The 16,066-nt window shown below is 51.6% G+C and carries 10 protein-coding genes, 6 tRNA genes and 3 rRNA genes; 18 read left to right on the top strand and 1 reads right to left on the bottom strand.

The window, feature by feature from the left end:
- The first annotated feature begins 209 nt into the window (after nt 1-209).
- From G5574_RS14440 to birA, 7 genes are all read left to right on the top strand, one after another.
- A 16S ribosomal RNA gene (locus G5574_RS14440) occupies nt 210-1,746 on the top strand.
- 73 nt (nt 1,747-1,819) lie between these two features.
- Nucleotides 1,820-1,896, top strand: a tRNA-Ile gene (locus G5574_RS14445).
- Nucleotides 1,897-2,038: 142 nt separating this feature from the next.
- A tRNA-Ala gene (locus G5574_RS14450) sits at nt 2,039-2,114 on the top strand.
- A gap of 202 nt (nt 2,115-2,316) precedes the next feature.
- A 23S ribosomal RNA gene (locus G5574_RS14455) occupies nt 2,317-5,211 on the top strand.
- 103 nt (nt 5,212-5,314) lie between these two features.
- Nucleotides 5,315-5,430, top strand: a 5S ribosomal RNA gene (gene rrf, locus G5574_RS14460).
- Together the 16S, 23S and 5S rRNA genes with 2 tRNA genes alongside form the textbook arrangement of a ribosomal RNA operon.
- 552 nt (nt 5,431-5,982) lie before the next feature.
- Nucleotides 5,983-7,020 carry a UDP-N-acetylmuramate dehydrogenase gene (gene murB / locus G5574_RS14465; RefSeq protein ID WP_164482775.1) on the top strand — a complete coding sequence of 346 codons (1,038 nt, stop codon included), beginning with the start codon at nt 5,983-5,985 and terminating at the stop codon, nt 7,018-7,020.
- Nucleotides 7,017-7,976 (top strand): bifunctional biotin--[acetyl-CoA-carboxylase] ligase/biotin operon repressor BirA, encoded by a 960-nt coding sequence (gene birA, locus G5574_RS14470; RefSeq protein WP_006121490.1) that lies wholly within the window; start codon nt 7,017-7,019, stop codon nt 7,974-7,976. Before murB ends, birA begins: the two co-directional genes overlap by 4 nt.
- Before the next feature lie 44 nt (nt 7,977-8,020).
- Here the strand turns inward: birA and coaA are convergent, their stop codons facing one another.
- Complete coding sequence (gene coaA, locus G5574_RS14475) at nt 8,021-8,968, bottom strand: type I pantothenate kinase (RefSeq protein ID WP_006121491.1); 948 nt, start codon at nt 8,966-8,968, stop codon at nt 8,021-8,023.
- A 1,470-nt stretch (nt 8,969-10,438) separates the two neighbouring features.
- Between coaA and G5574_RS14480 the strand changes: the two genes are divergently transcribed.
- The 11 genes from G5574_RS14480 (at nt 10,439) to rplL (ending at nt 16,032) form a co-directional block, all read left to right on the top strand.
- Nucleotides 10,439-10,514, top strand: a tRNA-Thr gene (locus tag G5574_RS14480).
- Between the two features lie 7 nt (nt 10,515-10,521).
- Nucleotides 10,522-10,606: transfer RNA gene (locus G5574_RS14485), tRNA-Tyr, on the top strand.
- Between the two features lie 192 nt (nt 10,607-10,798).
- Nucleotides 10,799-10,873, top strand: a tRNA-Gly gene (locus G5574_RS14490).
- Nucleotides 10,874-10,878: 5 nt separating this feature from the next.
- Nucleotides 10,879-10,954 (top strand) — tRNA-Thr (locus G5574_RS14495).
- Between the two features lie 106 nt (nt 10,955-11,060).
- On the top strand, nt 11,061-12,245 hold the full coding sequence (gene tuf, locus G5574_RS14500) for an elongation factor Tu (RefSeq protein ID WP_006120578.1): 1,185 nt from the start codon (nt 11,061-11,063) through the stop codon (nt 12,243-12,245).
- 229 nt (nt 12,246-12,474) lie between these two features.
- Nucleotides 12,475-12,858 carry a preprotein translocase subunit SecE gene (secE, locus tag G5574_RS14505; protein ID WP_006121494.1) on the top strand — a complete coding sequence of 128 codons (384 nt, stop codon included), beginning with the start codon at nt 12,475-12,477 and terminating at the stop codon, nt 12,856-12,858.
- Nucleotide 12,859: 1 nt separating this feature from the next.
- Nucleotides 12,860-13,405: a transcription termination/antitermination protein NusG gene (nusG, locus tag G5574_RS14510; RefSeq protein ID WP_003848088.1), complete on the top strand. Its 546-nt coding sequence runs from the start codon at nt 12,860-12,862 to the stop codon at nt 13,403-13,405.
- A 145-nt stretch (nt 13,406-13,550) separates the two neighbouring features.
- On the top strand, nt 13,551-13,979 hold the full coding sequence (rplK, locus tag G5574_RS14515; protein WP_006121495.1) for a 50S ribosomal protein L11: 429 nt from the start codon (nt 13,551-13,553) through the stop codon (nt 13,977-13,979).
- Between the two features lie 3 nt (nt 13,980-13,982).
- On the top strand, nt 13,983-14,687 hold the full coding sequence (rplA, locus tag G5574_RS14520; protein WP_006121496.1) for a 50S ribosomal protein L1: 705 nt from the start codon (nt 13,983-13,985) through the stop codon (nt 14,685-14,687).
- A gap of 421 nt (nt 14,688-15,108) precedes the next feature.
- Nucleotides 15,109-15,606, top strand: coding sequence for a 50S ribosomal protein L10 (rplJ, locus tag G5574_RS14525; RefSeq protein ID WP_003848098.1), 498 nt, complete (start codon nt 15,109-15,111; stop codon nt 15,604-15,606).
- Nucleotides 15,607-15,669: 63 nt separating this feature from the next.
- Nucleotides 15,670-16,032 (top strand): 50S ribosomal protein L7/L12, encoded by a 363-nt coding sequence (rplL, locus tag G5574_RS14530; RefSeq protein WP_006121499.1) that lies wholly within the window; start codon nt 15,670-15,672, stop codon nt 16,030-16,032.
- The last annotated feature ends 34 nt before the right edge of the window (nt 16,033-16,066 follow it).

The following is a 16,066-nucleotide window of genomic DNA, read 5'->3' on the forward strand; positions in this document are numbered from 1 at the left end:
GGAAAGCGTAATATATGCAGCCCGCGCCACAGAGAAGTGTGGCACTGCTCTTTAACAATTTATCAGACAATCTGTGTGGGCACTCGCAGGATTGATATCCGCGCCTCCGGACGCAAAAAAATATCAAGTCTTAAGAGTGAACACGTATTGAAATTCATTACGACGTTTTCCTTGAGCATCGCTGCACTGGTTGCAGCAAATCAAACTTTAAATTGAAGAGTTTGATCATGGCTCAGATTGAACGCTGGCGGCAGGCCTAACACATGCAAGTCGGACGGTAGCACAGAGGAGCTTGCTCCTCGGGTGACGAGTGGCGGACGGGTGAGTAATGTCTGGGAAACTGCCCGATGGAGGGGGATAACTACTGGAAACGGTAGCTAATACCGCATAACGTCGCAAGACCAAAGTGGGGGACCTCCGGGCCTCACACCATCGGATGTGCCCAGATGGGATTAGCTTGTAGGCGGGGTAACGGCCCACCTAGGCGACGATCCCTAGCTGGTCTGAGAGGATGACCAGCCACACTGGAACTGAGACACGGTCCAGACTCCTACGGGAGGCAGCAGTGGGGAATATTGCACAATGGGCGCAAGCCTGATGCAGCCATGCCGCGTGTATGAAGAAGGCCTTCGGGTTGTAAAGTACTTTCAGCGGGGAGGAAGGTGGTGAGGTTAATAACCTCATCAATTGACGTTACCCGCAGAAGAAGCACCGGCTAACTCCGTGCCAGCAGCCGCGGTAATACGGAGGGTGCAAGCGTTAATCGGAATTACTGGGCGTAAAGCGCACGCAGGCGGTCTGTTAAGTCAGATGTGAAATCCCCGGGCTTAACCTGGGAACTGCATTTGAAACTGGCAGGCTTGAGTCTCGTAGAGGGGGGTAGAATTCCAGGTGTAGCGGTGAAATGCGTAGAGATCTGGAGGAATACCGGTGGCGAAGGCGGCCCCCTGGACGAAGACTGACGCTCAGGTGCGAAAGCGTGGGAGCAAACAGGATTAGATACCCGTAGTCCACGCCGTAAACGATGTCGACTTGGAGGTTGTTCCCTTGAGGAGTGGCTTCCGGAGCTAACGCGTTAAGTCGACCGCCGGGAGTACGGCCGCAAGGTTAAAACTCAAATGAATTGACGGGGGCCCGCACAAGCGGTGGAGCATGTGGTTTAATTCGATGCAACGCGAAGAACCTTACCTACTCTTGACATCCAGCGAACTTTCCAGAGATGGATTGGTGCCTTCGGGAACGCTGAGACAGGTGCTGCATGGCTGTCGTCAGCTCGTGTTGTGAAATGTTGGGTTAAGTCCCGCAACGAGCGCAACCCTTATCCTTTGTTGCCAGCGATTCGGTCGGGAACTCAAAGGAGACTGCCGGTGATAAACCGGAGGAAGGTGGGGATGACGTCAAGTCATCATGGCCCTTACGAGTAGGGCTACACACGTGCTACAATGGCGCATACAAAGAGAAGCGACCTCGCGAGAGCAAGCGGACCTCATAAAGTGCGTCGTAGTCCGGATCGGAGTCTGCAACTCGACTCCGTGAAGTCGGAATCGCTAGTAATCGTGGATCAGAATGCCACGGTGAATACGTTCCCGGGCCTTGTACACACCGCCCGTCACACCATGGGAGTGGGTTGCAAAAGAAGTAGGTAGCTTAACCTCCGGGAGGGCGCTTACCACTTTGTGATTCATGACTGGGGTGAAGTCGTAACAAGGTAACCGTAGGGGAACCTGCGGTTGGATCACCTCCTTACCTGAAGATACCTTCGTGCGAAGTGCTCACACAGATTGTCTGATAGAAAGTCACGAGCAGAAAAAACCTCTACAGGCTTGTAGCTCAGGTGGTTAGAGCGCACCCCTGATAAGGGTGAGGTCGGTGGTTCAAGTCCACTCAGGCCTACCAACTTCGCACTCATGCTGCGTTATGTCTCCGGCTCGCATAGTTCACTATGCTTCGCGGACACACGCCTTGCCTGAGCACGAAGTGCATTTCTCATGAAGTGCACGCAGTTGAGTGGTGGTAGTGGTCTCTGCAGTAACTGTATGGGGCTATAGCTCAGCTGGGAGAGCGCCTGCCTTGCACGCAGGAGGTCAGCGGTTCGATCCCGCTTAGCTCCACCATACTTGCTGTTTTTTCTGACAATACTTCAGAGCGTACCGGTAACGGTGTGCTGCGAAGTATTATGCTCTTTAACAATCCGGAACAAGCTGAAAATTTGAAACGACGTACGTCGTGTTCCTCCGTAATAAGGAACACAGCACGATGCGTTCGGGTCTCTCAAAAGCTCATAACACGCAAGCGCAAAACGCCTGTGGGTTGTGAGGTTAAGCGACCAAGCGTACACGGTGGATGCCCTGGCAGTCAGAGGCGATGAAGGGCGTGCTAATCTGCGATAAGCGCCGGTAAGGTGATATGAACCGCTACAACCGGCGATACCCGAATGGGGAAACCCAGTGTGACTCGTCACACTATCATGCAGTGAATCCATAGCGGCATGAGGCGAACCGGGGGAACTGAAACATCTAAGTACCCCGAGGAAAAGAAATCAACCGAGATTCCCCCAGTAGCGGCGAGCGAACGGGGAGGAGCCCAGAACCTGCATCAGCTTGTGCATCAGTGGAAGCGTCTGGAAAGTCGCAGGGTACAGGGTGATACTCCCGTACACAAAGGTGCACAGGCTGTGAGTTCGATGAGTACGGCGGAACACGTGAAATTCCGTCGGAATCTGGGAGGACCATCTCCCAAGGCTAAATACTCCCTAGTGATCGATAGTGAACCAGTACCGTGAGGGAAAGGTGAAAAGCACCCCGGAAGGGGAGTGAAAGAGATCCTGAAACCGTGTACGTACAAGCAGTGGGAGCACCTTCGTGGTGTGACTGCGTACCTTTTGTATAATGGGTCAGCGACTTATATTCTGTAGCAAGGTTAACCGTATAGGGGAGCCGCAGGGAAACCGAGTCTTAACTGGGCGTTAAGTTGCAGGGTATAGACCCGAAACCAGGTGATCTACCCATGTCCAGGGTGAAGTTCAGGTAACACTGAATGGAGGCCCGAACCCACGCACGTTGAAAAGTGCGGGGATGAGGTGTGGGTAGCGGAGAAATTCCAATCGAACCTGGAGATAGCTGGTTCTCCCGAAAGCTATTTAGGTAGCGCCTCGTGAACTCATCTCCGGGGTAGAGCACTGTTTCGGCTAGGGGCCATCCCGGCTTACCAACCCGATGCAAACTGCGAATACCGGAGAATGTTATCACGGGAGACACACGGCGGGTGCTAACGTCCGTCGTGAAGAGGGAAACAGCCCAGACCGCCAGCTAAGGTCCCAAAGTCATGGTTAAGTGGGAAACGATGTGGGAAGGCACAGACAGCCAGGATGTTGGCTTAGAAGCAGCCATCATTTAAAGAAAGCGTAATAGCTCACTGGTCGAGTCGGCCTGCGCGGAAGATGTAACGGGGCTAAACCATGCACCGAAGCTGCGGCAGCGACGCGTAAGCGTTGTTGGGTAGGGGAGCGTTCTGTAAGCCGTTGAAGGTGTGCTGTGAGGCATGCTGGAGGTATCAGAAGTGCGAATGCTGACATAAGTAACGATAAACAAGGTGAAAAACCTTGTCGCCGGAAGACCAAGGGTTCCTGTTCAACGTTAATCGGAGCAGGGTGAGTCGACCCCTAAGGCGAGGCCGAAAGGCGTAGTCGATGGGAAACAGGTTAATATTCCTGTACTTGGTGTTACTGCGAAGGGGGGACGGAGAAGGCTATATCGGCCGGGCGACGGTTGTCCCGGTTTAAGCGTGTAGGTGTGTGCGCCGCAAATCCGGTGCACTTTACACTGAGGCGTGACGACGAGGCACTACGGTGCTGAAGTGATAAATGCCCTGCTTCGAAAAGCCTCTAAGCATCAGGTAACACGAAATCGTACCCCAAACCGACACAGGTGGTCAGGTAGAGAATACCCGGCGCTTGAGAGAACTCTGGTTAAGGAACTCGGCAAAATGACCCCGTAACTTCGGGAGAAGGCACGCTGGCGCGTAGGTGAGGGACTTGCTCCCGGAGCCGAGGCCAGTCGAAGATACCAGCTGGCTGCAACTGTTTATTAAAAACACAGCACTGTGCAAACACGAAAGTGGACGTATACGGTGTGACACCTGCCCGGTGCTGGAAGGTTAATTGATGGGGTTATCCGTAAGGAGAAGCTCTTGATCGAAGCCCCAGTAAACGGCGGCCGTAACTATAACGGTCCTAAGGTAGCGAAATTCCTTGTCGGGTAAGTTCCGACCCGCACGAAAGGTGTAACGATTTGGGCACTGTCTCAACCAGAGACTCGGTGAAATTATAGTACCTGTGAAGATGCAGGTTACCCGCGACAGGACGGAAAGACCCCGTGGAGCTTTACTACAGCTTGACACTGAACACTGAGCCTTGATGTGTAGGATAGGTGGGAGGCTTTGAAGCGTGGACGCCAGTCTGCGTGGAGCCGTCCTTGAAATACCACCCTTTAATGTTTGGTGTTCTAACGTGGGCCCGTGATCCGGGCTGCGGACAGTGTCTGGTGGGTAGTTTGACTGGGGCGGTCTCCTCCCAAAGCGTAACGGAGGAGCACGAAGGTTGGCTAATCCTGGTCGGACATCAGGAGGTTAGTGCAATGGCATAAGCCAGCTTGACTGCGAGAGTGACGGCTCGAGCAGGTGCGAAAGCAGGTCATAGTGATCCGGTGGCCCTGAATGGAAGGGCCATCGCTCAACGGATAAAAGGTACTCCGGGGATAACAGGCTGATACCGCCCAAGAGTTCATATCGACGGCGGTGTTTGGCACCTCGATGTCGGCTCATCACATCCTGGGGCTGAAGTAGGTCCCAAGGGTACGGCTGTTCGCCGTTTAAAGTGGTACGCGAGCTGGGTTTAGAACGTCGTGAGACAGTTCGGTCCCTATCTGCCGTGGGCGCTGGAGAATTGAGGGGGGTTGCTCCTAGTACGAGAGGACCGGAGTGAACGCACCGCTGGTGTCCGGGTTGTCACGCCAGTGGCACTGCCCGGTAGCTAAGTGCGGAAAAGATAAGTGCTGAAAGCATCTAAGCACGAAACTTGCCCCGAGATGAGTTCTCCCTGAGGCTCCGAGCCTCCTGAAGGGACGTTGAAGACGACGACGTTGATAGGCCGGGTGTGTAAGCGCAGCGATGCGTTGAGCTTACCGGTACTAATGACCCGTGAGGCTTAACCTTACAACGCCAGAGGCGTTTTGGTTGAGAGACAGAAAGAATTTTCAGCCTTGTTTACCGGATAACGCCGTGCGGCCCGAGAGGGCGGTGCGGCAGACAGAATCTGCCTGGCGGCTGTAGCGCGGTGGTCCCACCTGACCCCATGCCGAACTCAGAAGTGAAACGCCGTAGCGCCGATGGTAGTGTGGGGTCTCCCCATGCGAGAGTAGGGAACTGCCAGGCATCAATCAGGTGAAGAAGCCCCGTACGGAAGTACGGGGCTTTTTTACGTCCGCCGTCCGGGGAGGGCGGGGGCAGCCGGGCCTCTGCGGGCTTCAGGGCAGATCTCTGCCGTCGCCTGCCGGTCATCCTCCCTGGTCCGTTTACCTTGTCTCTGCATGTAAAAGGAAAGAATATGTCGTCAGCGGCCCTTTCCTGTCTATGCCTTTTAGCCCATGCTTTGCATCAATCTCTCCAGTGAATAGCTAAACAGACTGCGATCAAACCGCGCTGTTTAAACGTGCGGTTGGCAAAACGGCCGGATGAAATGGATGCCCACCTCTACAAAGTTCTGCTGATACTTCACAATTGTTCCGCCTGTGTTTTTAGCTGCTTTAAACAACTCCCATTCCATCAGCTTCCCCTGTCGTCATGCCCGCGACGGGATTTCTTTCTACCCGTTCAGCGTTCTGAGTGGCTGATATGCAGCGAAAAACGTCTTCGCACGCAAATTCCCTCTCAATCCGTTCATGATGCGGTAAACTACGGCCAGATTAACCCCGTGAAGGCCTTATCATGTCCAGCTCGTATACCTCCTTAAAAGCCGACAATACGCTCGGTCTTGATGTCAGCACACAAATTCGTATTGTCGCCGAAACGCCTGAAGCCATACTTGCGGCATGGCAGATGAGCCAGCGTAACCAGCAACCCTTTTTGGTCCTGGGTGAAGGCAGCAATGTACTGTTTCTTGAGGACTTCGCGGGCATTGTGGTGCTCAACCGCATCGCTGGAGTTGAAATACGCGACGAGAATGAGCGCTGGAAGCTGCATGTTGGCGCGGGTGAAAACTGGCATCAACTGGTAAAAATGACGCTGGAAAAAGGGATTTCCGGACTAGAGAACCTGGCACTTATTCCCGGTATGGTCGGCTCTGCACCCATCCAGAATATCGGCGCCTATGGCGTTGAACTGAAAGATGTCTGTGAATATGTAGACGTGCTGAATTTGCAAACCGGCGTCACTGAGCGTTTAAGCCGTGACGATTGCCAGTTTGGCTATCGCGACAGCATTTTTAAACATCAGTACCAGTCGGGCTATACGATTGTTGCCGTCGGGTTTTCATTAACCAAACAGTGGCAACCGGTGCTGACGTATGGCGATTTAAAGACGCTTAATCCGGCGACTGCGAATGCCTGGGATGTGTTTCATGCCGTTTGCCATATGCGACAGAGCAAATTACCTGACCCCAAAATAACAGGCAATGTTGGCAGTTTTTTTAAAAATCCAGTGATTAGCCGCCAGCAGGCTGAAGTATTGCTTAATCACTATCCTGCGATGCCAAATTATCCCCAACCAGAGGGTATGGTAAAACTTGCCGCAGGCTGGTTAATCGATCAGTGTCAGCTTAAAGGCTGTCGCGTTGGCGGCGCGGAAGTTCATCAGCAGCAGGCATTAGTGCTGATTAATGCTGCCGATGCCACGCCAGGCGATATCGTTGCGCTGGCCAAAAAGGTGCGCGCACGCGTAGGTGAGAAATTTGATGTCTGGCTTGAGCCTGAGGTCCGTTTTATCCGGGCACAAGGTGAATGCAATGCGGTTGAGGTGATTGCATGAAAGACCACAGCGTACCGCTAAAGCTTATTGATATCCTGTCAGATGGCGAATTTCATTCTGGTGAGCAATTAGGTGAAACGCTCGGCATGAGCCGCGCAGCAATTAATAAACATATTCAGACGTTAAAAAGCTGGGGCCTTGAAGTGTATACGGTTACCGGGAAAGGCTACAGCTTCCCTGCACCGCTTCAGTTGCTCAATGAAGAGGCGATTCTTGGTCAGCTTTCTCAGCCCGATGTCGCCGTGATACCGGTTATCGATTCGACGAACCAGTATTTACTTGAGCGTATGGATTCACTGCCTTCAGGTGCCGTCTGTGTAGCGGAATATCAGCAAGCGGGACGCGGACGACGCGGGCGGCATTGGTTTTCTCCCTTCGGTGCTAATCTTTATATGTCTATGTACTGGCGTCTGGAGCAAGGGCCTGCTGCAGCGATGGGGCTCAGCCTGGTGATTGGTATAGTGATGGCAGAGACGCTTCAGTCATTAGGTGCGGAGGATGTTCGCGTAAAATGGCCGAATGATATTTACCTCCATGACAGAAAATTAGCAGGCATCTTAGTGGAGTTAACCGGTAAAACCGGCGATGCTGCGCAGATCGTAATGGGAGCGGGCATCAATTTAGCGATGCGAAATGCCGACGCGGCGCAAATCAATCAGGGCTGGATTAATCTGCAGGAAGCGGGCGTAACGCTTGATCGTAATGACCTGGCTGCAACGTTAATCAATCGCCTGCGTGAGGCACTACCTGTTTTTGAACAGGAAGGTCTGGCACCTTTTGTCGCACGCTGGGCAGGCTTAGACAACTTTATCAACCGTCCGGTCAGGTTACTGATGGGCGAGCGGGAAGTTCACGGCATTGCACGCGGCATTGATAATCAGGGTGGTTTGCTGCTGGAACAAGAGGGCGAAATTAAATCCTGGATGGGTGGGGAAATATCGCTGCGTCCCCTTTAAAAGTCTGTAAAGCCTGCTTTTAAGGCAGGCTTTATTGTCGTAACTTATTTTCTCAGGCGGACTTTTTCAACCGCATGATTACCACTTTTGGTCATAATCAAGCTGGCTCTTTCACGTGTAGGAAGAATATTCTCTTTCAGGTTCAGCCAGTTGATCTCTTTCCACAGCGATCCCGCGATCTTGATGGCCTCATCTTCAGGTAACTGTGCATAATGATGAAAATAAGAGTCGGGATCGGTGAAAGCGCCCTGGCGAAATTTCAGAAAGCGATTGATATACCAGTGCTGTAAAAGATCTTCTTCCGCATCGACATAGATAGAAAAATCGACAAAATCAGAAACAAATACGTGGTGCGGATCGTGAGGATAATCCATTCCACTTTGAAGAACGTTTAAGCCTTCCAGAATTAAAATATCGGGTTGTTGCACCACTTTATCCCCATCCGGAATAACGTCATAAATGAGATGGGAATAAACGGGCGCCGTCACCTGCTGGGCGCCAGACTTAAGGTCTGACACAAACTTAACTAACCGATGCATATCATAAGATTGAGGAAACCCTTTTTTCTTCATGAGACCGCGCTCTTTTAGTACCGAGTTCGGATGAAGGAAGCCATCAGTTGTAATTAACTCAACCTTACGGTGCTCAGGCCAGCGGCTGAGAAGCGCCTGTAAAACGCGGGCAGTCGTACTTTTCCCCACCGCAACGCTACCAGCAATACTGATAATGTAAGGGATCTTTTGCCCGTCTGTGCCCAGAAATTGTTCCAGAACAGCCTGGCGACGCACATTCGAACTTATATAGAAATTCAGCAAGCGTGAGAGCGGCAGATAGATTTCGGCCACCTCTTCAATAGAAAGGTCTTCGTTTATCCCTTTTAACTGAGCAATTTCATCCTCTGCCAGCGTCATGGGAACGGAGTCGCGTAATGACGCCCATTGTTCACGGGTGAACTGTAAATAAGGCGTGGTGAGTGATGTCGTTTTATCCATAAGTATACATTTGACTGCAGATTCAAACCAATCTGTACATTTTCACCGAAGATTACTCGGGCACGGTAGCGTAATGAATTGCGGGTCACAGAGTTATTAACGAGAACAATGGGCTGGAGGGTACCACCAGTATAGCTTTTAAAAGAAGTAAAAAATAAACGGGGATAAGCTTTCGTCGGCGCCTCCGCAATTTTAACAAATCCTTGATCAAGAGGCTTGATCTCTGTAATTACAGCATGCGATGTGACAGGTAAATCTTCAGCCTGGTGGGTAGCACGGATCAGGGCACGTAAACGGGCCTCCGCTCATTATCGTATGGTTCACTTAGCCAGCAGCCGGTTAACGAGCGGGTCTTTCATGATCGCGCGTGCAATGAATCCGTGGCTGTTTGTTACTTTATGCCGGACGTTAAGCCGCAAATAAGGTGCGTGTCAGGCGCGTCACTGTTTTGGGGCGTGCTTTCATTCCCCAGGTCATTTGTCTGAACATCCACAACGCACTTTATTGCCTTCAGAGACCAGTCTGCCCCAGGCACGGATACCTTCTGTACTCTCTTTCCCGTGACGAATAACCCTTACCACGACCCTTTCTCTGCCCTCGCATGGCGTGTGCATCAAATACCGTTGCTGCCAACATAAGGCCGCCACAGGCTTTGTGGTGTGCTTAAGCTGTCTGAGGGCCGAAGGAGAGAAGAAGCGCTTCAATCCGCCTGACCGGGTTTCTATGCAGGTTGAACCGGGAGGCACAGCGCGTTCTGACAACAGAAGGGACAAACATAATGACTTTCGGCGGCGTTCCAGTTGGTCGCAGCCGTCATCGGTGCGGACAGGGTGGAATCTGCACATCAAGCATCGGGCCGTTCTCATGTGTCATGTGACTTCTCTGTTGTACGTAGGCAGTACCTGTTCATATGCAACCTCGCTCATCTTCACCGCGTCGACATCAATACACATGCACTCCGCGCCTGTCAGGCCAGTAACCGAACAGAGCAGCGCTGTCGGCCACAGAAAGCATACAAGCAATGCCTTATTCACGCGTATTGAAAGCGGTATTGTGCCAGTGTCCATTCCCACCTCTTTAGGTGCCAGTACGTTTTCTCTGCAACCCTGTCAACTTAACATCACTCATCGCTTACCCTGTGGTGACGTTTTTGCACAAACAAACCGATATCCACAAACAAAAACCGGCTGTCGATGGAAAACACCGGGCAATAAATAAGCAATCGAGACGAATTTTGCAGGATCAGCAAAAAAAGGGGGCGTGAAAAAAGCCATCCACCAAAGAATGAAATCGTGAAGACCAAATCCAGGGACAGAAGATGACGCGAAAATTTGACCAATAATTGGACGTTATTTCTGCAGAATAGGGGTAAATTGCGATGCTTTGCACAAATAGTAAGCGATAGAACAAAAACAGTGATTTTTTTGTTGCATCCTTCAGCCGACCTTCCTAGAATGCGCGTCACTTGATGCCGGCTTAGCTCAGTTGGTAGAGCAACTGACTTGTAATCAGTAGGTCACCAGTTCGATTCCGGTAGCCGGCACCATCAAGTAGGTGGGATTCCCGAGCGGCCAAAGGGAGCAGACTGTAAATCTGCCGTCACAGACTTCGAAGGTTCGAATCCTTCTCCCACCACCATCTCGACCCTCGGGTTGAGAACAGATAAACAACCTGTTTATCTGGCAGGTGAGTCACTTCTTCTCACCCTGAATTCAGATTGGGTGTAAGCTCAGTCAAAGTCAGCCAGCTTCGCTGGCAGGCTAAGAATAATAGGGGACTTCCCCTATTATTCACAAGCTACAGAAAGAACAGGTAGCCGAGTTCCAGGATGCGGGCATCGTATAATGGCTATTACCTCAGCCTTCCAAGCTGATGATGCGGGTTCGATTCCCGCTGCCCGCTCCAGATGTGCTGATATGGCTCAGTTGGTAGAGCGCACCCTTGGTAAGGGTGAGGTCCCCAGTTCGACTCTGGGTATCAGCACCACTTCCTTTATCTCCCTCCTGATTTTCTCTGTAACTCCTTGCAGTCAGGCAATGCCTGGTTAATGTGACGATATCTTTGATATATCCGTGTCTTAGAGGGACAAGCGATGGCTAAAGAGCAATTTCAACGTAACAAACTGCACGTAAACGTGGGCACCATCGGTCACGTTGACCACGGTAAAACCACCCTGACTGCAGCAATCACCACCGTTCTGGCTAAAACCAACGGCGGCCAGGCGCGTGCGTTCGACCAGATCGACAGCACCCCTGAAGAAAAAGCACGTGGTATCACCATCAACACTGCACACGTTGAGTATGAAACCCCGTCTCGCCACTATGCACACGTTGACTGCCCGGGCCACGCCGACTATGTGAAAAACATGATCACCGGTGCTGCGCAGATGGACGGCGCGATCCTGGTTGTTGCTGCGACTGACGGCCCAATGCCTCAGACCCGTGAGCACATCCTGCTGGGTCGTCAGGTAGGCGTTCCTTACATCATCGTGTTCCTGAACAAGTGTGACATGGTTGATGACGAAGAGCTGCTGGAACTGGTTGAGATGGAAGTCCGTGACCTGCTGTCACAGTACGACTTCCCGGGCGACGACACTCCAATCGTTCGCGGTTCAGCACTGAAAGCGCTGGAAGGCAACCCAGAGTGGGAAGAGAAGATCGTTGAGCTGGCTAACCACCTGGACAACTACATCCCGGATCCGGTTCGTGCTATCGACATGCCGTTCCTGCTGCCAATCGAAGACGTATTCTCAATCTCTGGCCGTGGTACTGTAGTAACCGGTCGTGTTGAGCGCGGTGTTGTTAAAGTCGGCGACGAAGTTGAAATCGTGGGTATCAAAGATACGGCGAAATCAACCTGTACCGGTGTTGAAATGTTCCGCAAACTGCTGGACCAGGGTCAGGCAGGCGAAAACTGTGGTGTTCTGCTGCGCGGTATCAAGCGTGAAGACATCCAGCGTGGTCAGGTTCTGGCGAAGCCAGGCACCATCAAGCCACACACCAAGTTCGAGTCAGAAGTTTACGTTCTGTCTAAAGACGAAGGTGGCCGCCATACTCCGTTCTTCAAGGGCTACCGTCCACAGTTCTACTTCCGTACCACTGACGTGACCGGTTCAGTAGAGCTGCCAGAAGGCGTTGAAATGGTTATGCCAGGCGACAACATCAAAATGGTTGTTACCCTGATTCACCCAATCGCAATGGACGAAGGTCTGCGCTTCGCAATCCGCGAAGGCGGCCGTACCGTTGGCGCGGGCGTTGTTGCCAAAGTTATCGCTTAATTACCGATAATATTTGACGCAATGCACATGGAAAGGGCATCATTTGATGCCCTTTTTGTACGCTGTTTTATAGAACCTGACTCATCAGTGATTTTGCACCATAATCATTGCTGAGACAGGCTCTGTTATGCGGCGCTGGATACCGAGTTACGCCCCAAAAGCTCATTCGGTTTGGATGCCTCGCGATGCGGGGCAGAATAGTTTCTGAATTATTGTGGCAGGTTGGTTTATGAGTGCGAATACCGAAGCTCAAGGGAGCGGGCGCGGCCTCGAAGCGCTGAAATGGGTAGTGGTAGTCTTATTACTGCTTGCGGCGATCGTAGGTAACTACCTCTATCGTGATGTGACGTTACCTCTGCGTGCGTTGGCTGTTGTTATTTTGATTGCAGCAGCAGGCGGCATTGCGCTTTTAACGACCAAAGGCAAAGCGACCGTAGCCTTTGCACGTGAAGCAAGAACCGAAATGCGCAAGGTTATCTGGCCAACCCGCCAGGAGACACTGCATACCACGTTAATCGTTGCCGCGGTCACTGCCGTGATGTCACTGATTTTGTGGGGGCTGGATGGCATTCTGGTCCGTCTGGTATCGTTTATCACTGGCCTGAGGTTCTGAGATGTCTGAAGCTCCAAAAAAACGCTGGTACGTCGTGCAGGCGTTTTCCGGTTTTGAAGGCCGCGTAGCACAGTCGCTGCGTGAGCACATCAAATTGCACAACATGGAAGAGCTGTTTGGCGACGTCATGGTGCCGACTGAAGAAGTGGTCGAGATCCGTGGTGGTCAACGCCGTAAAAGCGAACGTAAATTCTTCCCAGGCTACGTTCTGGTTCAGATGGTAATGAATGATGCCAGCTGGCACCTCGTTCGCAGCGTGCCACGCGTAATGGGTTTCATCGGTGGTACTTCTGACCGCCCTGCGCCAATCAGCGATAAAGAAGTTGATGCGATCATGAACCGCCTGCAGCAGGTAGGTGACAAGCCACGTCCGAAAACGCTGTTCGAACCGGGCGAAATGGTACGCGTCAACGATGGTCCGTTTGCCGACTTTAACGGCGTGGTCGAAGATGTCGATTATGAGAAGAGTCGTCTGACTGTTTCGGTCTCCATCTTTGGACGTGCAACACCTGTCGAACTCGATTTCGGTCAGGTGGAGAAAGGCTAACCTTTCTTTCACTATTTGGCTGTTGCAGCAGGCGCGAAATTAAACTATAATTTCGCGCCTTTTGTTTTTATGCGCTGGCAACAGCGTGTAAATCGTTACCACGGGGAGCCTTTTAAAGGCGCTATAACCCAATTGAGGAATTATCATGGCTAAGAAAGTACAAGCCTACGTCAAGCTGCAGGTTGCAGCTGGTATGGCGAACCCAAGTCCACCAGTTGGTCCAGCTCTGGGTCAGCAGGGTGTTAACATCATGGAATTCTGTAAAGCGTTTAACGCCAAAACAGAATCACTGGAAAAAGGCCTGCCTACTCCAGTTGTTATCACCGTATACAGCGACCGTTCTTTCACCTTCATTACCAAAACGCCTCCGGCTGCCGTTCTGCTGAAAAAAGCAGCGGGCATCAAGTCTGGTTCTGGTAAGCCGAACAAAGATAAAGTCGGTAAAGTGACTCGTGCTCAGGTACGTGAAATCGCAGAAACTAAAGCTGCGGACATGACTGGTTCTGACGTTGAAGCGATGACTCGCTCAATCGAAGGTACTGCTCGTTCCATGGGCCTGGTAGTAGAGGACTAAGAAATGGCAAAGCTGACCAAGCGCATGAGCGTTATTCGCGACAAAGTTGACGCGACTAAGCAGTACGATATTGCTGAAGCAATCGCATTACTGAAAGAGCTGGCTACCGCTAAGTTCGTAGAAAGCGTAGACGTTGCTGTTAACCTCGGCATCGACGCTCGTAAATCTGACCAGAACGTGCGCGGCGCGACCGTTCTGCCACACGGTACAGGTCGTTCTGTACGTGTAGCCGTCTTCACCCAGGGCGCAAACGCTGAAGCTGCTAAAGCAGCTGGCGCTGAGCTGGTAGGTATGGAAGATCTGGCTGAGCAGATCAAGAAAGGCGAAATGAACTTTGACGTTGTTATTGCATCTCCAGATGCAATGCGCGTTGTTGGCCAGTTAGGTCAGGTTCTGGGTCCACGTGGCCTGATGCCAAACCCGAAAGTCGGTACTGTAACCCCGAACGTTGCTGAAGCGGTTAAGAACGCTAAAGCAGGTCAGGTTCGTTATCGTAACGACAAAAACGGCATCATCCACACTACCATCGGTAAAGTGGACTTCGATGCTGACAAACTGAAAGAAAACCTGGAATCTCTGCTGGTTGCGCTGAAAAAAGCAAAACCTGCTCAGGCGAAAGGCGTGTATATCAAGAAAGTCAGCATCTCTACCACCATGGGCGCCGGCGTTGCCGTTGACCAGGCTGGTCTGAGCGCAGCGGCAAACTAATTGCTGCTTGAAACGGGCGAAAAATTCACCTAGAATCTTACGCCCGTTGTTCTGCATTCATGCAGATGTCATCGTGAGTAAGTCAGATTGTGCGAACGCAGCGACTGAGTCAGTCGCCTGAAACACAGTAAAGTGTTCAGCAGGCCTTATAAAGGCTGTCAGTGCAAGGCAATCTGAGCCACGATGTACAGCCGAATTTTAGGTTGGAGCCAGGCCTTATCCTGGCCTCCGTCCAAGACCGCAGGAGCTGCACATTTTCGGATGTAATGCTTAATACCCTGCGTAGACGGTGACAGAACCAAAAGAATTTTTCTTTACTGGATTCTGCTCACCGTGTAATAGCGCTTATTTTCCTTCGGGCGAATAAGTGAAGTGAGTTCCGGGGAAATCCATCCCCGGTCAAATCCAGGAGCTAAAGCTAATGGCATTAAATCTTCAAGACAAACAAGCGATTGTTGCTGAAGTCAGCGAAGTAGCCAAAGGTGCGCTTTCAGCGGTTGTTGCGGATTCTCGTGGCGTTACCGTTGATAAAATGACCGAACTGCGTAAAGCAGGTCGTGAAGCTGGCGTTTACATGCGTGTTGTTCGTAACACCCTGCTGCGCCGCGTCGTTGAAGGTACTCAGTTCGAGTGCCTGAAAGACACGTTTGTTGGTCCGACCCTGATTGCATATTCTATGGAACACCCGGGCGCTGCTGCTCGTCTGTTCAAAGATTTCGCGAAAGCGAATGCAAAATTTGAGGTCAAAGCTGCAGCCTTTGAAGGTGAGCTGATCACGGCGGCCAATATTGACCGTCTGGCAACGCTGCCGACCTACGAAGAAGCACTGGCACGTCTGATGTCGACCATGAAAGAAGCCGCTGCCGGCAAACTGGTTCGCACTCTGGCTGCTGTTCGCGATGCAAAAGAAGCGGCTTAAGGCCTCTCTTTTCTTCGTACTTGCTAACGTATAAACTTTTTCTGATTCTTAGGAACAATTGTTATGTCTATCACTAAAGACCAAATTCTGGAAGCCGTTGCCGCTATGTCCGTAATGGAAGTAGTTGAGCTGGTTTCTGCTATGGAAGAAAAATTCGGCGTTTCTGCTGCTGCTGCTGTAGCTGTTGCTGCTGGCCCAGCTGAAGCTGTTGAAGAGAAAACTGAATTCGACGTTATCCTGAAAGCTGTTGGCGCGAACAAAGTTGCAGTAATCAAAGCCGTTCGTACCGCAACTGGTCTGGGCCTGAAAGAAGCCAAAGATCTGGTTGAAGCAACTGGCGTGATCAAAGAAGGCATCAGCAAAGATGACGCAGCTGCACTTGAAGCTGCTCTGAAAGAAGCTGGCGCTGAAGTTGAAGTTAAGTAAGACAACCCTCGGGTTGCAGTCTGAGTAATATCAG

This window comes from Pantoea stewartii, assembly GCF_011044475.1.
GTDB lineage: Bacteria > Pseudomonadota > Gammaproteobacteria > Enterobacterales > Enterobacteriaceae > Pantoea > Pantoea stewartii.